The sequence below is a fragment of the Leclercia sp. TB492 genome, from assembly GCF_049974505.2.
GTDB lineage: Bacteria > Pseudomonadota > Gammaproteobacteria > Enterobacterales > Enterobacteriaceae > Enterobacter > Enterobacter adecarboxylatus_C.
The window spans coordinates 3,059,806-3,079,267 of the sequence record NZ_CM127572.1 but is presented as its reverse complement, the minus strand read 5'-3'; the positions used below and the strand labels follow the sequence as shown (position 1 = coordinate 3,079,267).

15 protein-coding genes are annotated in these 19,462 nt (G+C 59.4%); 2 read left to right on the top strand and 13 right to left on the bottom strand.

The genetic code is table 11. The features are described 5' to 3' along the window. Window positions 1–81: 81 nt before the first annotated feature. From yegS to ycgZ, 6 genes are all read right to left on the bottom strand, one after another. A complete protein-coding gene (gene yegS, locus ACP4QI_RS14620; protein WP_426495254.1) occupies window positions 82–981 on the bottom strand; it encodes a lipid kinase YegS in 900 nt (299 codons plus the stop codon). 127 nt (window positions 982–1,108) lie between these two features. Then, window positions 1,109–1,447, bottom strand: coding sequence for an anti-adapter protein iraM (locus ACP4QI_RS14615; protein ID WP_285128100.1), 339 nt, complete (start codon window positions 1,445–1,447; stop codon window positions 1,109–1,111). Between the two features lie 365 nt (window positions 1,448–1,812). Next, window positions 1,813–3,174, bottom strand: coding sequence for a prephenate-dependent tRNA uridine(34) hydroxylase TrhP (gene trhP, locus ACP4QI_RS14610; protein ID WP_426495255.1), 1,362 nt, complete (start codon window positions 3,172–3,174; stop codon window positions 1,813–1,815). Window positions 3,175–3,346: 172 nt separating this feature from the next. Further along, entirely contained in the window at window positions 3,347–3,625 is a 279-nt protein-coding gene (locus tag ACP4QI_RS14605; RefSeq protein ID WP_185902374.1) for a biofilm development regulator YmgB/AriR family protein, read from the bottom strand. 39 nt (window positions 3,626–3,664) lie between these two features. Next, on the bottom strand, window positions 3,665–3,979 hold the full coding sequence (locus tag ACP4QI_RS14600) for a hypothetical protein (protein ID WP_142486406.1): 315 nt from the start codon (window positions 3,977–3,979) through the stop codon (window positions 3,665–3,667). 139 nt (window positions 3,980–4,118) lie between these two features. Continuing rightward, entirely contained in the window at window positions 4,119–4,358 is a 240-nt protein-coding gene (ycgZ, locus tag ACP4QI_RS14595; protein ID WP_142486404.1) for a regulatory protein YcgZ, read from the bottom strand. A 305-nt stretch (window positions 4,359–4,663) separates the two neighbouring features. On the opposite strand from ycgZ, the gene ACP4QI_RS14590 reads away from it, so the two are divergent. Both ACP4QI_RS14590 and ACP4QI_RS14585 read left to right on the top strand, forming a co-directional pair. Beyond that, on the top strand, window positions 4,664–5,884 hold the full coding sequence (locus tag ACP4QI_RS14590; protein WP_285128099.1) for a diguanylate phosphodiesterase: 1,221 nt from the start codon (window positions 4,664–4,666) through the stop codon (window positions 5,882–5,884). A 114-nt stretch (window positions 5,885–5,998) separates the two neighbouring features. Beyond that, a complete protein-coding gene (locus tag ACP4QI_RS14585) occupies window positions 5,999–6,742 on the top strand; it encodes a MerR family transcriptional regulator (RefSeq protein ID WP_285128098.1) in 744 nt (247 codons plus the stop codon). A gap of 35 nt (window positions 6,743–6,777) precedes the next feature. On the opposite strand, the gene baeR is transcribed toward ACP4QI_RS14585, so the two are convergent. From baeR to yegD, 7 genes are all read right to left on the bottom strand, one after another. After that, window positions 6,778–7,503 carry a two-component system response regulator BaeR gene (baeR, locus tag ACP4QI_RS14580; RefSeq protein ID WP_142486400.1) on the bottom strand — a complete coding sequence of 242 codons (726 nt, stop codon included), beginning with the start codon at window positions 7,501–7,503 and terminating at the stop codon, window positions 6,778–6,780. After that, window positions 7,500–8,903 carry a two-component system sensor histidine kinase BaeS gene (gene baeS / locus ACP4QI_RS14575; protein WP_426495256.1) on the bottom strand — a complete coding sequence of 468 codons (1,404 nt, stop codon included), beginning with the start codon at window positions 8,901–8,903 and terminating at the stop codon, window positions 7,500–7,502. The genes baeR and baeS overlap by 4 nt, the downstream gene beginning before the upstream one ends. Next, entirely contained in the window at window positions 8,900–10,315 is a 1,416-nt protein-coding gene (locus tag ACP4QI_RS14570) for an MFS transporter (protein ID WP_142486398.1), read from the bottom strand. The genes baeS and ACP4QI_RS14570 overlap by 4 nt, the downstream gene beginning before the upstream one ends. Beyond that, a complete protein-coding gene (gene mdtC / locus ACP4QI_RS14565) occupies window positions 10,315–13,392 on the bottom strand; it encodes a multidrug efflux RND transporter permease subunit MdtC (protein ID WP_426495257.1) in 3,078 nt (1,025 codons plus the stop codon). The genes ACP4QI_RS14570 and mdtC overlap by 1 nt, the downstream gene beginning before the upstream one ends. Beyond that, a complete protein-coding gene (locus tag ACP4QI_RS14560) occupies window positions 13,393–16,518 on the bottom strand; it encodes an MdtB/MuxB family multidrug efflux RND transporter permease subunit (RefSeq protein ID WP_426495258.1) in 3,126 nt (1,041 codons plus the stop codon). Further along, the gene (locus tag ACP4QI_RS14555) at window positions 16,518–17,750 is read right to left on the bottom strand and encodes an MdtA/MuxA family multidrug efflux RND transporter periplasmic adaptor subunit (RefSeq protein WP_426495259.1); all 1,233 of its coding nucleotides are present in this window, start codon (window positions 17,748–17,750) and stop codon (window positions 16,518–16,520) included. Before ACP4QI_RS14555 ends, ACP4QI_RS14560 begins: the two co-directional genes overlap by 1 nt. A 226-nt stretch (window positions 17,751–17,976) precedes the next feature. Further along, the gene (gene yegD, locus ACP4QI_RS14550) at window positions 17,977–19,329 is read right to left on the bottom strand and encodes a molecular chaperone (RefSeq protein WP_142486394.1); all 1,353 of its coding nucleotides are present in this window, start codon (window positions 19,327–19,329) and stop codon (window positions 17,977–17,979) included. Window positions 19,330–19,462 lie beyond the last annotated feature (133 nt).

The window sequence follows — 19,462 nt, the reverse complement described above, 5'->3', positions numbered from 1 at the left end:
TTTGTTTGCCGGGTGGCGGCTTCGCCTTACCCGGCCTACGAAACCCGTAGGCCCGCGCAAGCGCTGCGCCGCCGGGCAAACTCAGCGCAGAAGCGGGCAATCCGGCGGCAGCCGGCACCGGATCGCGCCCGGTAACAGGGCGATGCGGAAATGGTCGCCGCTCAGCGGCTCGCCGTCCAGGTTAAAGGTCATACCGTGCGGAGCGACGACCTCGAACCAGGCAGACTGTCCGTCAATCACGTTCGGGCTCTCCTCCGGTTTAGTCAGGGTGGTCAGCAGGGCCGGGAGCAGTTCATTGGCAGAAAAAATTCGCAGCTGTAGTTGCCCGTCGTTAATCAGCGCATCCGGACAAAGCTGCTGCCCACCGCCCGCCTGACGGCCATTGCCAATACCGATCACCAGCGCATCTCCCTGCCAGCTAAAGTTCTCGCCGCGAATTTCACAGGTGTCGGGTTTGAGCAAATCCATGCGTGCCAGACCGTGGATCAGGTACGAAACGCCGCCCAGCGCGGCTTTCAATTTTTCCGGGGTTTCGCTGGTAATACGGGTGCCAAACCCGCCCGTTGCCATATTGATAAAGCAGGTTTCATTGTTCACCCGGGCGATATCCACCGCCGTGGCTTTACCGGCGATTGCCAGCTGCAGGGCTTTATCGAGCGCCTCCGGGATCCCGGCGCTGGTAGCAAAATCGTTGGCGGTGCCCAGCGGCAGAATGCCCAGCGCCGGACGCTGCGCCTCTGGCAAGTCAATCAGCGCTGTCGCCACTTCATTTATGGTGCCGTCGCCGCCACCTGCAATGACGGTCTCCACCCCAAGGTCGCAGGCTTCCTGAATATAACGGGCTGCATCACCTTTCTCCCATGTCACGCGGACATGGATCACCACCCCTTCTTCCCGAAGAAGCGTCACGGCTTCGCGCAACAGGTCGTTGCCTGTCCCTTTGCCGTTCAGAATTAATAAACTTGCCGGATAGGTCGCCATCCACATTGCTCCTGTGCTGATCTTTCAAAAGTGTATCGCAGCGCGGACAAAAGCGGGTAAGAAGAGGATGAAAGGATAAAAATTAAATGAGTGGCGAGGCAAAACGTGCGCCACTCGGACCGGACTTTTATAAGGCGATGGCGCCATACGGGCATAACGCGAACACACAATCAGAGTGATGTTTGCAGTGGGTAATAAGGGTGCCATCGTTGCCAGGGCATCCCGAATTCGCGACAAATGATGACCAAAAGGTAGCGTTATAAGGGAAGGTGCGCAGGATGTGAAGCTTTCTTAATGTGCCGTCTACGGCAATTCCGAAGGGACTGGTAATAAGAACCGAGCCGGTGCTGATAAAGTAATCGCCTTTATACCAGATTATCAATCTAAGATTTTTAACAGTCAGAACGTGAATGAATATTGTTCCGGTACGAGGGCACACCATCCTGTTTTCAACCACCCAGTACATAGATTTCTCCTTCTCCTTAAGTGAAATTTCATTCATAAGAAGAATAGCATTCTGGATGTCTATGAATACCCTACCTTTAATAAATTGATGTTTTCAATTACTTCTCGTTGTAAATAAAGAAAAATTTACGTTAGGGACGCTAATGGTTGTATTGCGACAGCAGAGAGTGAAAGGGGGATGAGAGGAATTTCAGGCAAAAAAATTAGCCTGCGTAAGGGAGATTACACAGGCTAAGGAGGTGGTTCCTGGTACAGCTAGCATTTATGGGTTATGTTTTTCAGCGTCATAGATAATACCCGTATCAAACGCAGCGGTATGTGATCGGATTCTAAGAATCATCTCATACCAAAAAATAACCCTTAATCTTAACCGGCGTGAGGATTACGGGTATTTTCCCCGATGAAGTTACGCATCAGCAGGGCATAGTCCAGCGAGATATCTTCCGGCACCGGCAGCCAGACGGTATGTCCGTCTCCCGGCGCGACCGATACCGCTTCCCCTTTACCATTCTCCATATGTTCGAGGGTGAAATTGACGTTGCCCTGCGGGGTCATTAACTCCAGGCTGTTGCCCACGAGGAATTTGTTTTTCACCGCTACCGCCGCAAGAGGACCCTTGCGCTCGCCGGTGAACTCACCGACAAACTGCTGGCGCTCGGAAAGCGAGTGACCGTAGTCGTAGTTCTGGTAATCGTCATGAGTATGACGACGCAGGAAGCCTTCGGTATAGCCGCGGTGCGCCAGCCCTTCCAGCGTTTCCAGCAGGGTCGGGTCGAAGGGTTTACCCGCCGCCGCGTCGTCGATCGCCTTGCGATAGACCTGGGCGGTACGTGCGCAGTAGTAATAGGATTTGGTGCGGCCTTCAATCTTCAGGGAGTGCACGCCCATCTGGGTCAGGCGCTCAACGTGGGCGATGGCGCGCAGATCTTTGGAGTTCATGATGTAGGTGCCGTGCTCGTCTTCGAACGCGGTCATGTACTCGCCCGGGCGCTGGGCCTCTTCAATCATAAACACGCTGTCGGTCGGCGCACCGATGCCCAGCGTCGGCTCAATGGTCTGCACCGGGATAGGCTCGTGTTTATGCACGATGTTGCCCACCTCATCCTGCTTACCTTCCTGGACCTTATATTCCCAGCGGCAGGCGTTGGTGCAGGTGCCCTGATTCGGGTCACGCTTGTTGATGTAGCCAGAGAGCAGGCAGCGGCCGGAGTAGGCCATGCACAGCGCGCCGTGGACGAAAATCTCCAGCTCCATTTCCGGCACCTGGCTGCGGATCTCTTCGATCTCTTCCAGCGACAGCTCGCGGGATAAAATCACACGGGTCAACCCCATCTGCTGCCAGAATTTTACCGTTGCCCAGTTAACGGCGTTGGCCTGTACCGAGAGGTGAATGTCCATCTCCGGGAAGTTCTCCCGCACCAGCATGATTAAACCCGGATCCGACATAATCAGCGCATCCGGCCCCATCTCCACCACCGGTTTCAGGTCGCGGACAAAGGTTTTCAGCTTGGCGTTATGGGGCGCGATGTTCACCACCACGTAGAATTTTTTCCCCTGCGCGTGGGCTTCGTTGATGCCGAGCTGCAGATTCTCGTGGTTGAATTCGTTATTACGCACGCGCAGCGAGTAACGCGGCTGGCCCGCATAGACGGCATCGGCGCCATAGGCGAAGGCGTAACGCATATTTTTCAGCGTTCCCGCCGGGGAGAGGAGTTCCGGTTTAAACATGATTGTTCTCGTTCTGATGACAGGTCAGATGCGCACACCAGGTGGGCGCCGGGAGGAGATCCCATACTTTAAGGGCGGGCATTGTAACGCTGCGGGGCAGGGAGGTAAATCCTTCAGATAACAAAACGCCGACGGCAGGACAGTACCGTCGGCGTTTCATTCACCGGGGCGATTAGAGATCGTCCTGGGTATGATCGACAATAATTTCAAGCGTTTTACGGATGATATCGGCTTTGACGACGTCGCGCGTGGACTCAATCTGCTGGATCAATCGTAAAATAATCGCTTTGTTGGTCAGCGGTTCCTTCGCATCCAGAATTGCGCTCATGACAGATTCCAGCAACGCCCACTCTTCGGCTAACAAACCGCCGGCGCTGCGAAAATAGTTAGACAACGCGTCGTTTGGCAGTTCTTCATAAAAGTCTGATTTCTGGAGCATAGCCTGGCTCATAGGTGTCACACCGGTTTAGTTAATGAATTAATGTTACAGCTAGTGTTTTTTGCTGTTGGCTTGCTGGCTATTGCCAAACAGGGGATACACATTACTGTTGTTTCGACCATCCGTGTCCCAATCCTGCTGTTCACTTTTAGGTTCGCGCCGGGAGCCACCCTTACCGTCGCTGGAAATTTCCAGAATGATTTGGGAAAGCACATTCCGACGCTGGCCGTCTCGCTCTGCCGATAACATCTGTTGCAGCCTCTGCAGCAAGAGCTTCATGCTGATAGGGCCGTTTTCCTTAAGCAGAGAAAGGGTGGCTTCGCCAATAAGTTCATCAGTAAGTCGTTCATGGTCACTTCTGTTCATAACTACGTCTCTGTTGCCACGTCCACCTGCAGGGGGAATCGCGGCATTAAGTCAGTCTGTAGCGACAGTATAAAAAACCTGGCCTGAAGAAAAAACTGACTTGAAAACAATTCAATTAGCGGCTGTGGGCGTACGTCTCTTAACGATCGAACAGCAGGCCAATCAGCGTTTGGTAACGGCTCTCCTCTTCCCGATCCGATGCCTGTTCCATCCGGTAAAGCAGTCGGGTGCAGATGGCTTTCCGGTTGAGGATTTTTCCTTCCCGAAGGATCTCCACCACAATTTGTCCCAGCGTCTCCTGCTGGGAAGGCTGGTTTGCTTTATTAAAATATTGGGCAATGGCATTGGCTGTATTCGGTGCAAACCCGTTCTCGCGCATATGTCACTCCTGAAATTTGCATAGCTAAAAAATGGTTAATGTCTTGTTAACTGGTAAATACTGTACATACTAATTGTACAACTTAACAAATATATTTTGATCATTATGTGCTAACTTATAAATATCAATGTGTTAACTGTAAAAAATTTGGTAAAAAAGAAAAGAAATATTGTACATTTTCGGCGATTTTCGCCATTACTCCCGAAACAGGAAAAGGGCGCGATAGCCCCCGGGTCGGTTAACAAGACTTAGCGCCAACCATCTGATACTGTGGACTTTCATTCACCTCCTCTATTGGAACCCCTATGCTCACTACCATCATTTACCGTAGTCACTTTCGTGACCACGTGCCGGTTACTGTGCTGGAAGACATGGTTGTTGCAGCAAACAAAAAGAACAGCGAAGCCGAAGTCAGCGGCATTCTTCTGTTTAACGGCAAGCTCTTTTTTCAGCTGCTCGAAGGACCTGAGGAGAACGTAAGAGCCATTTACCGCGCGATATGTGAAGACCCGCGCCATCACAACGTAGTGGAACTGCTGTGTGATTATTCCCCCGCGCGGCGTTTCGGCAAATGCGGTATGGAACTCTTTGATTTACGGAAATATATTCGGCATGAGGTGCTGCAAAACGTGCTGGATAAAGGCACGACCAGGTACCAGCTTACCTATAACGACAGGGCACTGCAGTTCTTCAGAACCTTCGTCGAGGAGAGTGAAAAAGAGAACTATTTTGAGCTGCCGTCAGGGGATCACTGGGAGTTTATTGCCGATACCGACGCCCCCAGCGTTCGCTCCCTGAAGCAGCGCTACAGCGAGGTGTGCAGCTTCGCCTTTCAGCCGATTATCGATCCGCTGGCACGGGAAATTGTCTCCCTGGAAGCCCTGATCCGCACTGCGGAAGGGGAGGAGTCCCGCCACTGGTTCGAGGGGCTGGTGGGAGATGAACTCTACGAAGCCGACCTCAAAAGTAAGAGCGTTGCCTTTGCAATGGCCAGCGCGCTGGGGCTGGGGGATCAGAGCCTCTCTGTTAACCTGCTCCCGATGACCCTGGTCAAGGTGCCCAATGCGGTGAGCTATCTGATTCAGGAGATAGAGGCCCATGGGCTGGTGGCCGAGCAGATCGTCGTGGAGTTTACGGAGAACGAAGTTATCTCCCGTCTCGATGAGTTTACCGGCGCGGTGCGTGAGTTGAAGGCGGCGGGCATCGGCGTGGCGATTGACCACTTCGGCGGTGGGTTTGCCGGGCTACTGCTGCTGGCACAGTTCCAGCCAGACCGGATTAAGATCAACCGCGACCTGATCCGCGACGTACACAAGAGCGGCCCGCGTCAGGCTATCGTGCTGGCTATCATCAAATGTTGTACAGCTTTGGAAATTCTGATCTCGGCGGTGGGTATTGAGCAGCCCGAGGAGTGGATGTGGCTCGAATCGGCCGGCGTTTCTCACTTCCAGGGACACCTGTTTGCCCACCCTGAACTGGCCGGGGTCCCGCCAGTTTGCTGGCCTGAGCCGCGCGATACCTTCTGAAAGTGATACACTCCAGGCAGTGATACAATTCTGTTGTACAATATAACGGGTTGTACAGCCCGATGAGATTCGTTACTTTGTTTACAGAATATATCGGTCAGGCATGGGGAATTGATGGCCTTTTACAGTATTGGCGACGTGGCAGAACGCTGCGGTATCAACCCCGTCACACTACGCGCATGGCAGCGCCGGTATGGTCTGCTCAAGCCGCAGCGCAGTGAAGGCGGGCATCGACAGTTCGACGACGACGACATCCTGCGCATTGAGGAGATCAAGCGCTGGATTGAACGTGGCGTGCCTGTCGGTAAGGTTAAAGCCCTGCTCGATCAGGACAAAGCCCCCGAGCCGGGGGACTGGGGCACGCTGCAGGATGAGATGATGGGCACGTTGCGTCAGGTCAGTCCGGGAAAATGCCGTGCCCAGATCGTGACGTTTTGCCTGCATCATCCTGTGGATGCGCTGATCGACCAGGTATTTATTCCTGTCCGGGAAACCCTCAGCCTCGATCAAAATACCGCGGGCATAATGTGCAGCATGCTGGACGGTATTCTGATTGAGCAGGCGGTCACCAGCCTGAGCGAATCACGCGCCAAAGCGGGCAGGGATGCATTGCTGATTGGCTGGAGTGTTGAGGATCGTACCCGCCTCTGGCTGGAGGCGTGGCGTCTTTCGCAGCGTGGCTGGCGTATAAACGTGTTCGCTGAACCACTGGAGTTACCCCATCCGGAGTTCTTCCCCGGACAGCATATCCTCGTCTGGGCCGGGCAAACGTTGACGCCGCAACAGCGCCTGCAACTGGAGCACTGGCAAAAGCAGGGTTATAGCATTACCGCCCACGGGGCAGCCGAAGCTGCCTGAAAGATTACCCGCCGTAGCGGGTCACTTTTCACCTGTCACGCGCCGATCCGGCACGCATCCGCTTCCCAGCGATAACCCACACCGTATACCGCACGAATAAACGACTGATCCGCATCGAGGGATTCCAGCTTGCGACGCAGGTTTTTGATATGGCTGTCGATAGTACGGTCGGTCACTACCCGGTAGTCATCATACAGATGGTTCAGCAGCTGCTCGCGGGAGAAGACCTTGCCCGGCTCGTGCGACAGGGTTTTCAGCAGGCGGAACTCGGCGGGAGTCAGGTCCAGCAGCTTGCTGCGCCAGCTGGCCTGGAAACGGCTTTCGTCGATGATTAACGGACTTTCGGCATCCAGCGCCTGCAGCTCGCGCTGCGGCTTGCAGCGACGCAGAATGGTTTTCACCCGCGCCACCACTTCGCGCGGGCTGTAGGGCTTGCAGATGTAATCATCAGCACCGATCTCCAGCCCCAGCAGGCGGTCGATCTCTTCGATTTTAGCGGTCACCATCACAATCGGCACTTCGGAGAAGCGGCGGATCTCGCGGCACAGGGTCAGGCCGTCGGTGCCGGGCAGCATCAGGTCCAGCAGGATCAGATCCGGCGGGGTCTGGCGCACATAGGGCAGGACCCGATCGCCGTGGCTGATCAGCGACGGGGCATAACTCGCCGCCCGCAGATAGTCGATTAATAACTGCCCAAGCTTAGGCTCATCCTCCACGATCAGGATGCGGGGTGTGTTTTCGTCAATGGGTAACTCAGTCATGCTTCTCTCGATAAATCGCGTTCCAGCGGTAGCTCTACTGTAATGCTAACCCCGCCAAAAGGCGAATGGGCGGCGCGGAGGGTTCCTCCGTGGGCCTCGACGATATTCACGCAGATTGCCAGCCCCAGGCCGGATCCGCCGCTGGCACGGTTGCGTGAGCCTTCGGTGCGATAAAAACGTTCAAACAGCTTGCTGAGCTGTTCGTCAGAGACGCCGGGCGCCGTGTCGGCAAAGGTCAGCGCAAAGCGGTGATCTTCGCATTTGCCGGAAATACGCAGCGCGCCGCCCGCGTCGGTATAGCGCAGGCAGTTTTCCAGCAGGTTGTTGAAGAGCTGCATCAGCCGGTCGCGATCGCCAAACACCACCGCGTTCTCCGGCAGCGACAGCTCGATGCGCAGGTCGCGGCTGGCAAAGCGTTCGCGGAAAACGCCGCTCGCCATTTCCAGAATATTAATCACATCGACAGGCGCTTTCTGATAGGCCAGCGCCCCCTCGTCGGACATCGACAGCTGATGCAGGTCCTCCACCAGCTTGGTGAGGGTGCCCACTTCCGCCTGCAGTGAGGTGACGGATTCAGGGGTGAATTTGCGCACGCCGTCCTGGATCGCCTCCAGCTCGCCGCGCAGCACCGCCAGCGGGGTGCGCAGCTCGTGGGAGATATCGGCCATAAAATCCCGGCGCATCTGCTGATTTTTCTCCAGGGTGCTGGCGAGCTGGTTAAAGTCCTGCGCCAGCTTGCCCAGCTCGTCCTCGCTGCGGGTATCCACCCGTGTGGAGAAATTGCCCGCCGCCAGCTGATGGGTGCCGTCCACCAGCCGTTTGACCGGGGCCAGCAGGCCGCGCGCCAGCGGGAAGGTCGCCAGCGCCGCCAGCAGGGTTGAGAGGGCGACAATCAGCCAGCTGGTCTGGCGCTGCTGCCGGTCGAAGTTGATGTCGGTATTGCGCGTCAAGCGTTCTACCGGGGAGGCGATCACCCAGCCGACGGCAGCGCCATTCACGGTGATGGCGCGCTTCGTGCCGTCCGGCGGCACCGGGGCGCGCGGGCCGACCAGCACCCGCATATCCTGGTCGATCACCCAGAACTGGGTGCGCCAGCCGTGGGGCGGCATGCCGGGGCCGGGGCGATCGTCGTCGGTGTCGTGCTCCAGCGAGCGCAGGATCTGGAAAATAAAGCGGTCATTATTGCGTAAAAAACGCCAGTTGCCGTGCAGGGCGTACTGCTCGGCCAGGGCATCGCTTAAGCCCTGTAAACGCTGCTCATTACCGTGTTTGATGTAGTCGATAAAGCCGCGTTCAAAGCTGACCCGCACCGCCCAGTGCATGGTGATCAGCAACACAATGCAGGTGGCAAAGATGGCCAGAAACAGCTTACCGGTAATGCCGGGCCGCCAGAACTTCATGGTTCACTCCTTTTGCGCCGCCTGATGACGACATTCTTGCTGGTATCATCCGGGACCCGGGCGAAAACAAAGGCCGGCAGGGCGATAATCACCGCCATGCTCAGGTAGGTGTAGAGGAACACCTGATGGACAACGGGGCTGTCCGCCGTCAGGTGATGCTGGCCGTACATGCCCAGCAGCAGCCCGGCAATGGTGACGCCGACGCTCATCGACAGCTGCATGATCATCGACAGCAGGCTGTTGCCGCTGCTCGCCTGCTCATCGGGCAGATCCTTCAGGGTCAGGGTGTTCATGGAGGAGAAGCGGATGGAGTTGATCATCCCCTGGCAGAACAGCACCAGCGGCAGGACGTAGTACCAGCCGAGCAGCGCGACGCCCATAAACAGCAGGCTCACCAGCGCCAGCCCGAGGGTTGAGGCCACCAGCACCCGGCGATAGCCGAGAGCGTTCACCACCTGGACCACAATGCGCTTCATCCCCATGCTGCCGAGCACCATCGGGATCATCATCAGCCCGGCGTGGAACGGCGAGAAGCCGAGGCCAATCTGTAAAAATACCGGGGTCATAAACGGCAGCATCCCGCTGCCGATGCGCCCGACAAAGCTGCCGAGCAGCCCCAGCCGGTAAGTGGTATTGCGAAACAGGCTCAGGCTGAACAGGGCGCGATCGTTATCCCGGGCATGCCACAGATACCAGAGAATGGAAATCACCCCGATGGCGACCAGCCCGGCCAGCGACAGGGTGGAGATCCCCAGCCCCTTTTGACCGTCAAGGGCTAACGTCAGGGTCGCCATCCCTGCCGCCAGCAGGAAGAACCCCACCAGATCGAAACGCCGGGTCTGCATTTTGTAGTTTGGCATCAGCCAGAGGGTGGCTATCGCCCCGATAATGCCCACCGGCAGGTTGATCAGGAAGATCCAGTGCCAGGAAGCATACTCCACCAGCATCCCGCCAAGGGCCGGGCCGAGCAGCGGCCCCACCTGGCCGGGCAGGGTGACGAAGGTCATTGCCGCCATGTACTGCTCACGCGGAACGATCTTCATCACCGTCAGCCTGCCGACCGGGACCATCATCGCCCCGCCGACGCCCTGCAACACCCGGGACATCACCAGCTCGTTCAGCGTTTCCGCCCGGGCGCAGAACAGCGACCCGGCGGTAAACAGCACGATGGCGGTAAAGAAGATATTGCGCACCCCGACCTTGTCCGCCAGCCAGCCGCTGGCGGGCAGCATTACCGCTACCGTCAGCACATAGGCGACGATCACCATATGCATATGCAGCGGGCTCTCCCCCAAGCTCTGCGCCATTGAGGGGAGGGCGGTGTTAACGATGGTCGTATCCAGGGCCTGCATAAAAAAGCCGAAGGCGACAATCCATAGCTGCCAGCGAACGTTGGCGGGGAGATCAGTCATTAGCCGGTTACCGTCTCTTTCTGTTTACGTGAAAAACGCACCCGTAAGCGATCAAAGAACAGATAGACCACCGGGGTGGTGTACAGGGTCAGCAGCTGGCTCATCACCAGCCCGCCGACAATGGTGATCCCCAGGGGCTGACGCAGCTCTGCGCCATCGCCGCTGGAGATCACCAGCGGCAGCGCGCCAAACAGCGCCGCCAGGGTAGTCATCATGATCGGGCGAAAACGCAGCAGGCAGGCCTGGAAGATCGCCTCCTGCGGAGTCATGTTGCCGTTGCGCTGTGCCTCCAGCGCAAAGTCGACCATCATGATGGCGTTTTTCTTCACGATCCCGATTAACAGCATAATGCCAATCAGTGCAATCAGGCTGAACGGGGCGCCAAACAGCTCCAGCGCCAGCAACGCCCCCACGCCCGCCGAGGGCAGGGTGGAGAGGATGGTCAGCGGATGAACGTAGCTCTCGTACAGCACGCCGAGAACGATATAGACCGTGGCGATCGCCGCCAGAATCAGGATCACCTGCGAGTTCATGGTCTCCTGGAACACCTGGGCGGTGCCGGCGAAGCTGCCGCGCACCGTTGACGGCACCCCGAGCTGGGTCATGGCGCGGGTGATGGCCTCGCTGGCTTCCGAGAGTGATTTGCCGGTCGGCAGGTTAAACGACACGGTCGACGCCGCCGACAGCCCCTGGTGATTAACCGACAGCGGCGCGTTAGCGGGCTGCCAGCTGGCGAAGTAGGAGAGCGGGATCGCCTTACCGTCGCTATTAATCACAAACATCTTATCCAGGGCGCTGATGTCCTGGGTATAGCGCGGATCGACCTCCATCACCACCTTGTACTGGTTCATCGGCTGATAGATGGTCGAGATCTGCCGCTGGCCGAAGGCGTTGTTCAGCAGGCTGTTGGCGGCGTTGACATCGATGCCCAGCCGGGACATGGTTTCGCGGTCGTAGGTCAGGGCCATCTCGGCGCCGTTGTCCTGCTGGTCGGAGTTAACGTCCGCCAGCTCCGGCAGGGCCGCCAGCGCCTTGCGGATCTTCGGCTCCCACTCCCTGAGGGCCGCGAGATCGTCCGACAGCAGGGTGTACTGGTAGCTGGCGTTCGACTGACGCCCGCCGACGCGGATATCCTGCACCGCCACCAGGAACATGTTCGCCCCGGGCTCTTTGGCGAGCTTAACCCTCAGGCGGTCGATCACCTGCTGGGCGGTTTCGTTACGCTCGTCGCGGGCTTTGAGAGTGATAAACATCATCCCGCTGTTGACCCGCGACCCACCGGTAAAGCCGGTGACGTTATCCACCGCCGGATCTTCGCGGATGATCTTCATGAAGTCCTGCAGCTTGCCGCGCATCGCCTGGAAGGAGATGCTCTGGTCGGCCTGAATGCCGCCCATCAGCACCCCGGTGTCCTGCTCCGGGAAGAAGGTTTTCGGGATGGTGATGTACATCCAGACGTTAAGCGCAATGGTACCGACCAGCACCAGGCCGACGATCCGGGTGTGGTTCAGCACCCATTTGAGCGATTTGCCGTAGCCCGCCTGCAGCGCCATCAGCATCCGGCCAAAGCCTTTCTTGCGCGGCTGCGACTGGGGCGGGCTGCGCTTGAGCATCCAGCCGCACATCATCGGGGTCAGTGTTAAGGATACGAGCAGCGAAATACCGATCGCCACCGACAGGGTGACGGCGAACTCTCTGAGCAGACGCCCCGGCAGGCCGTCCATCAGCAGCAGCGGCAGGAACACCGCCACCAGCGACAGGCTCATGGAGAGCACCGTAAAGCCCACCTCCCGGCTGCCCTGCAACGCCGCCTGGAGCGGTTTCATCCCCGCTTCGAGGTGACGGGAGATGTTCTCCAGCACCACGATGGCGTCATCCACCACAAAGCCGGTGGCGATGGTCAGGGCCATCAGCGACAGGTTGTTGAGGCTAAAGCCGCACAGGTACATGGCGGCGAAGGTGCCGATCAGCGACACCGGGACCGCCACCGCCGGGATCAGCGTCGCGCGCCCGGAGCGCAGGAACAGGAACACCACCAGGATCACCAGCGCCACCGAGATAATCAGCGACTGCTCCACCTCCTCCAGCGAGGCGCGAATGGTGGGGGAGCGGTCCTGGGCGATCTGCAGGTCAATGGCCGCCGGAATAGTCTCCTGCAGCTCCGGCAGCCGGGCGCGGATGCTGTTCACCGTCTCAATAATGTTGGCTTCCGGCAGCTTGCGGATCATCAGCAAAATGGCCGGTTTGGCGTTGGTCATCCCGGCGTTACGCACGTCCTGCACCGAGTCGGTGACGCTCGCCACGTCGCTTAAGCGCACCGCCGCGCCGTTGTTGTAGTGGATGATTAAGGGCTGATATTCCGCCGCGGTTTTCAGCTCGTCGTTGGTCTGGATCTGCCAGCGGTGGCTGCCGTCCTCCACCGACCCCTGGGGTTTACGCACGTTGGCGTTGCTGATGGCGCTGCGCACGTCGTCCAGCGACACGCCCTGGTTAAACAGCGCCTGCGGGTTGAGCCCCACGCGCACCGCGGGCAGGGAGCTGCCGCCGACGTCGACATCGCCCACGCCGTCGATCTGGGCGATGGTTTGCGCCAGCTGGGTGGAGGCGAAGTCGTACAGCTGCCCCTGGGAGTAGGTGTCCGAGGTGAGCGTCAGGATCATGATCGGCGCATCGGACGGGTTGGCCTTGCGGTAGGTCGGCCGGCTCGGCATCCCGCTCGGGAGCAGGCTTTGCGCGGCGTTGATCGCCGCCTGCACGTCCCGCGCCGCGCCGTTGATGTCGCGGTTAAACTTGAATTCCAGAATGATGCGCGTGCTGCCGAGGGAGCTGCTGGAGGTCATCTCGTTGACCCCGGCAATGCGCCCCAGGGAGCGCTCCAGCGGCGTCGCCACCGATGAGGCCATGGTCTCCGGCGAGGCCCCGGGGAGTGAGGCGCTGACCATAATCACCGGGAAATCCACCTGCGGCAGCGGGGCCACCGGCAGCAGCCGGAAGCCGAGCACGCCGCAGAGGGTGATGGCGAGCGAAATTAAAATCGTCGCCACCGGGCGGTAAATGAAGAGGGCAAAAAACTTCACTTACGCCTCCTCTTCTTCACGTTTCGGGAAGCGGCTTTTGCTCCACAAGGCCAGGCGGTCAAACAGCAGATAGATCACCGGGGTGGTGAAGAGGGTTAACACCTGGCTCACCAGCAGACCGCCGACCATGCCGATGCCTAACGGACGACGCAGCTCTGCCCCGACCCCGGTGCTGAGCATCAGCGGCAGGGCGCCGAGCAGCGCGGCCAGGGTGGTCATCAGGATCGGACGGAAACGCAGCAGGCAGGCCTGATAGATCGCCTCCCGCGGCGGCATGCCCTGCTCGCGCTCGGCGGCGAGAGCAAAGTCGATCATCATGATGGCGTTCTTCTTGACGATACCGATCAGCAGGATGATGCCGATAATCGCAATCACGTCCAGCTCGCTGCCCGCCAGCATCAGGGCCAGCAGGGCCCCCACGCCCGCGGTCGGCAGGGTTGAGAGAATGGTGATCGGATGGATAAAGCTCTCGTACAGCACCCCCAGCACGATGTACATCGCCACCACCGCGGCCACGATCAGCCAGATGGTACTCCCGAGCGCCGCCTGGAATGCCAGGGTACTGCCCTGGAATTTAGTCTGGATGTCGGTCGGGAAGCTGAGGTTTTTCTCCGCGTCGGTAATCGCCTTCACCGCTTCGCCCAGCGAGTAATCATCCGGGACGTTAAACGAGATGGTGGTGGATGGGAACTGATCCAGATGGTTCACCGCCAGCGGCGTATAGCGCTCCTCCACTTTGGCAATCGCGCTCAGGGGCACAACCCCGCCGTCTTTGCTGGTCAGGCGTACCGAATCCAGTGCCGCCAGGCCTGGCGTCTGCCGGGTGTCGTGCTCGAGCACTACCCGGTACTGGTTGGCCTGGGTGTAGATGGTGGAAATCAGGCGCTGACCGAAGGCGTTGTACAGCGCATTATCCACATCCGCCATGGAGATCCCCAGACGGCTGGCGCTGTCGCGGTCGACGTTGATGTACGCCGCCAGCCCTTTGTCCTGCCAGTCACTGCTGACGTCGGAGAGCTGCGGCAGCTGCTGTAGCTCATCCACCAGCTGCGGCACCCAGGTGCTGAGGGCATCGAGGCTGGTGGCTTGCAGGGTGAACTGATACTGGGTGCGGCTCACCGTAGTGTCGATGGTCAGATCCTGAGTCGGCTGCAGATAGAGCGCCACGCCCGGCACTTTCGCCACCGCGCTCTGCAATCGTTCGATCACCGTGTTGACCCGATCGTCACGATCGTCCAGCGGCTTGAGGTTGATCTGCAGGCGGGCACTGTTCAGCGACGGGTTGGTGCCATCGACGCCGACAAACGACGTCAGGCTCTCCACCGCCGGATCTTTCATGATCGCTTCCGAGACCGCCTGCTGGCGCTGGGCCATGCTGGCAAACGACACCGACTGCGGGGCCTGCAATGTGCCCTGAATAATGCCGTTATCCTGAACAGGGAAGAAGCCTTTCGGGATCATCACCCACAGCAGCACGCTCAGGGCCAGGGTGCCCAGCGCCACGCCGAGGGTGGCCCACGGGTGGTTCAGCACTTTCGTCAGCATGCGGCCGTAGGCGGCAATAATGCGCTCGAACATGCGTTCCGAGGCGCGGGAGAAGCGGTTCTGCTTGCGCAGGGACTCATGGCTAAGCATGCGGGCGCACATCATCGGCGTCAGGGTGAGCGACACCACCGCCGAGATTAAAATCGCCACCGCCAGGGTCACTGCAAACTCGCGGAACAGTCGCCCGACGATATCGCCCATAAACAGCAGCGGGATCAGCACCGCAATTAACGAGAAGGTGAGGGAGATGATGGTGAAGCCGATCTCGCCGGCCCCTTTCAGCGCCGCCGCCAGCGGCTTTTCCCCTTTCTCGATATAGCGGGAGATGTTCTCGATCACCACGATGGCGTCATCCACCACAAAGCCGGTGGCGATGGTCAGGGCCATCAACGTCAGGTTGTTGATCGAGAAGTCGAGGAACACCATCACCGCGAAGGTGCCGACCAGCGACAGGGGCACCGCCACGGCGGGAATAATGGTCGCCGGAACGTTGCGCAGGAACAGGTAGATGATCATCACCACCAGCGCGATGGCCAGCATCAGTTCAAACTGGGTGTCGCTGACCGAGGCGCGAATGTTGGTGGTGCGATCCGACAGCACCTTGACGCTGACCGATTTCGGCAGGCTGTCGATAAGCGTTGGCAGCATGGTGCGAATGCTGTCGGCGGTATCGATAATGTTCGCCCCCGGCTGGCGCTGAACGTTCATCACGATCGCCTGCTGCTTGTTGGCCCATGCGCCGAGCCAGCTATTTTCAGCCCCTTGTTCGACGGTGGCGACATCCCCTAAGCGGATCGCCGCTCCGTTCTGATACGCGACAATCAGCTGACGATATTCGTCGGCAGACTGCATCTGGTCGTTGGCGGAAAGCGTCACTGCCCGGGTCGGGCCATCGAGCGAGCCTTTCGCAGAGTTGACGTTGGCGTTGCTGATGGCGGTGCGGATGGTTTCGCTGGTCAGCCCGAGGGAGGCGATCGCCTGGGCGTTCAGCTTCACGCGAACCGCCGGGCGCTGGCCGCCGGACAGGGTCACCAGCCCGACGCCGGAGACCTGAGAGATCTTCTGCGCCACGCGGGTTTCCACCATGTCTTCGACCTGGGTCATCGGCATGGCGGAGGAGGTGACGGCGAGGGTCATGATCGGCGGATCCGCCGGGTTGACCTTGCTGTAGACCGGCGGGTTAGGCAGGTCGGAGGGCAGCAGGTTGGTGGCGGCGTTGATCGCGGCCTGCACCTCCTGCTCGGCGACGTCCAGCGACAGGCTGAGCTGGAACTGCAACGTCACCACCGACGCGCCGCCGGAACTCTGGGAGGACATCTGCTTCAGGCCCGACATCTGCCCAAACTGGCGCTCCAGCGGGGCGGTAATGGCCGAGGTCACTACATCCGGGCTGGCGCCGGGGTAGAGCGTGACCACCTGAATGGTGGGGTAATCCACTTCCGGCAGGGCGGAGACCGGCAGAAAGCGGTAGCCGATGATCCCCGCCAGCAGGATCGCCACCATCAACAGGGTGGTGGCGACAGGGCGCAGGATAAACAGACGTGACGGCCCGCCTGTAGAGCTTGGGGGCATCACCTGCATCAGGCGTTCTCTCCCTGTTTTTTATGTTCGCGTTTTGCAGGCCCGGCAGGGGTGTCGGCGTGGGCTTCCACCACTTCCACTTTCGCCCCTTCGGTCAGACGGTCGATGCCGTCGGTGACCACGCGGTCGCCTGCCGATAATCCGGCGGCAATCACCACGCTCTGGCTGTCCTGAATCCCCGGTTTCACCAGGTGCTTGCTGACTTTGTTATCGCTGTTCAGCACCCAGACGAAGTTGCCTTCGTTACCCATCTGCAATGCCGCGGTCGGGATCACCACCGCGTTCTCTTCGGTGGCAACCAGCATCCGGGCGTTAACGAACTGGTTAGGGAACAGGGCGTCGTCCTGATTGTTAAAACGCGCTTTCAGCTTGATGGTGCCGGTGGTGGTGTCGATCTGGTTGTCGAGGCTCAGCAGGGTGCCGTCGCTCAGCTTCTGCTTGTTGGCCCGGTCCCAGGCTTCCACGGCTAAGCTCTGACCCGCTTTCTGCGCCTGGATCACGGTAGCGATATCGCTCTCCGGCAGGGTAAACACCAGATCGATAGGGTGGGTCTGAGTCAGCACCACGATCCCGGTGGTATCTCCGCTGGAGATCTGATTACCGATATCCACCTGCTTCAAGCCGACGCGCCCGTCGATAGGGGCGGTGATGCGGCTCCAGTCGAGCTGGAGTTGCGCGCTGGCCACGGCGGCCTGATCGGCTTTAATGGTCCCCATGCTTTCGCTGACCAGCGCCTGCTGGGCATCAAGCTCCTGGCGGGAGACGAGGTTGGTTTTCACCAGCTGTTGATAACGGGCCAGATCGCGGCGGGCATTGGCGAGGGTGGCGGTGTCTTTCGCCAGCTGGCCCTGGGCCTGAGCCAGCGCCACTTTGAACTGGCTGGGATCGACTTCCACCAGCAGATCGCCAGCTTTCACCTGTTGCCCTTCCTGGAAGTGCAGGGCGATCAGCTGTCCGTCGACGCGGCTGCGCACGGTCACGGTATTGGCGGCGGTAATGGTGCCGAGCCCGGAGAGGTAGCGCGGCACGGATTTACTGACCGCGGTCGCGGCCTGCACCGGCGCCAGCGCACCGCCACGCATCCCGTGGCGTCCACCGCCCGCCGGGCGCTGCGCCTGGCTGGTCGCACCGGCAGGGGCCGAAGAGTGTTGATGCCAGTACCACGCGGCGGCAAGGGCCACCACAATGATGCCAGCGGCGATTACCCAGCGGGATTTATTGCGGCCTTTCATCGTTATACGTACTCATCCTGAAACTGTGCGGAAAATAATACTAGTTTAGTGAGGCAATGGAGCAGAAAAATGGAGGAAATATGGAAGACTGTCGGGAATTGTCTGAATGGCGCGGGGCGCGGACGGTGCGGTCTGCATGCCGGGTGGCGGCGTTGCCTTACCCGGCCGACGTGTTGGTGCGAATTTTGTAGGCCGGGCAAGCGCAGCGCCGCCCGGCATTTCCACACTAGCTAAAGACTACCTGCGCCCAGCGTGCCAGCCCGGCGGTAACCGAGCCGAAATCATCGCCCCCGGCAATCGGGATGCCCGGCAATTGCTGCGCCAGCGCTTTTTTGATCAGCGGTGAGCGGGCGCTGCCCCCGGTGAGGTAGATCACGTCCGGCTTTTCGTTGCCGTTATCCAGCGCCAGCTGCACCTGTTCCAGAATGCGCTGTAACGGCTGAGCAAGCGCGGCTTCCAGCCCCTGCTGGCTGATGGCGGTCGCCAGCTCGTCGCTGATAAATGGCAGCGTCACGGCGTGCTCTGCGGCCCCGGAGAGCGCGATTTTGCTCTCTTCCGCGCTGCGCACCATCCGGTAGCTCAGGCGCTGGCGCCAGACTTTATGCAGCAGCGCCACTTTGTCGCCGTCCTGGGCGTCGCGCACCAGATCGTTAAGAAAACGCCCGTTGGCGACGCTGTAGAAATCGCTCTGGGCCGGCACGTCGTTGATCGCCACGGCGTTCCACCACGGCAGAATGGGCAGGGCGGTGCCTTTTTCAGTTTGTCCGCCCATGCCGAGCAGCGGCATCAGGCTTTTGAAGGCCAGGGCGATGTCAAGGTCGTTACCGCCGATACGGCAGCCGCTGTGCCCGAGCAGGCTGGTTTCGCGATCGCGACGCTGGCGCCACTGCGGGCCCATCAGCAGCAGCGAGCAGTCGGTGGTCCCGCCGCCGATATCCACCACCAGCACCCGTTTTTCACTACTCAGGGTCGCTTCAAAATCCAGACCGGCGGCAACCGGCTCATACTGGAACACCACGTCGCGGAACCCGGCGCGCTGTGCGGCACGCTCGAGGATCCCCTGCGCCTGCTGGTTCGCTTCATCGCCCCCCAGCCCCTGGAAGTTGATCGGACGACCAATCACCGCCTGGGCGATCTCCTCCGTCAGCTGGGACTGCGCCTGCTGGCGAATATGCAGCATCATGGCGCAGACCAGATCTTCAAACAGCGCCACCTGCTGCGGCTTCAGACCGCTGGCCCCGAGGAAGGATTTCGGTGACTTAACGAAGTACACCTCCTCCGGATCTTCAACGTAGTGACTCAGTGACGACAGGCCAAACTGCACGCTCCCCGGGGTGACGTCGATGTCTTCCTCGCGGTTAAAGTTGACCGCGCGGCGCAGCAGCGCCTGGGTTTCCGTACCGGTGGCCGGAACCTGGTGATGGCGGTACAGCCACTCGCTTACCGCCTCGCGGGTCGGTGCGCAGAGCATCGACGGCAGCAGCGTGCTGTTGTTTTCCATTTTCAGCAGCTGCGGCTGCCCGTTCTGCATTACCGCAACTGAGCAGTTGGCGGTGCCATAGTCAAATCCGATAAACACTTCAACGTCCCCATGCCATTGAGAAGGGGCGAGACTTTAGCGAAATGTCAGGCTGGCGACAACAGGAATATGAAAGCAAGGCGCAACCCGCCATCTCCGTTTATGCTGAGACAGGACAAAATAAGGAGCGATG

What these genes read in the sequence shown, in the direction of transcription:
- baeR (WP_142486400.1), bottom strand. Translation starts at nt 7,503, where the DNA reads ATGACTGAGTTACCCATTGACGAAAACACACCCCGCATCCTGATCGTG.
- ACP4QI_RS14590 (WP_285128099.1), top strand. Translation starts at nt 4,664, where the DNA reads ATGCTCACTACCATCATTTACCGTAGTCACTTTCGTGACCACGTGCCG.
- ycgZ (WP_142486404.1), bottom strand. Translation starts at nt 4,358, where the DNA reads ATGCGCGAGAACGGGTTTGCACCGAATACAGCCAATGCCATTGCCCAA.
- ACP4QI_RS14600 (WP_142486406.1), bottom strand. Translation starts at nt 3,979, where the DNA reads ATGAACAGAAGTGACCATGAACGACTTACTGATGAACTTATTGGCGAA.
- ACP4QI_RS14560 (WP_426495258.1), bottom strand. Translation starts at nt 16,518, where the DNA reads ATGCAGGTGATGCCCCCAAGCTCTACAGGCGGGCCGTCACGTCTGTTT.
- ACP4QI_RS14615 (WP_285128100.1), bottom strand. Translation starts at nt 1,447, where the DNA reads ATGTACTGGGTGGTTGAAAACAGGATGGTGTGCCCTCGTACCGGAACA.
- yegS (WP_426495254.1), bottom strand. Translation starts at nt 981, where the DNA reads ATGGCGACCTATCCGGCAAGTTTATTAATTCTGAACGGCAAAGGGACA.
- trhP (WP_426495255.1), bottom strand. Translation starts at nt 3,174, where the DNA reads ATGTTTAAACCGGAACTCCTCTCCCCGGCGGGAACGCTGAAAAATATG.
- ACP4QI_RS14585 (WP_285128098.1), top strand. Translation starts at nt 5,999, where the DNA reads ATGGCCTTTTACAGTATTGGCGACGTGGCAGAACGCTGCGGTATCAAC.
- ACP4QI_RS14570 (WP_142486398.1), bottom strand. Translation starts at nt 10,315, where the DNA reads ATGACTGATCTCCCCGCCAACGTTCGCTGGCAGCTATGGATTGTCGCC.
- ACP4QI_RS14605 (WP_185902374.1), bottom strand. Translation starts at nt 3,625, where the DNA reads ATGAGCCAGGCTATGCTCCAGAAATCAGACTTTTATGAAGAACTGCCA.
- ACP4QI_RS14555 (WP_426495259.1), bottom strand. Translation starts at nt 17,750, where the DNA reads ATGAAAGGCCGCAATAAATCCCGCTGGGTAATCGCCGCTGGCATCATT.
- baeS (WP_426495256.1), bottom strand. Translation starts at nt 8,903, where the DNA reads ATGAAGTTCTGGCGGCCCGGCATTACCGGTAAGCTGTTTCTGGCCATC.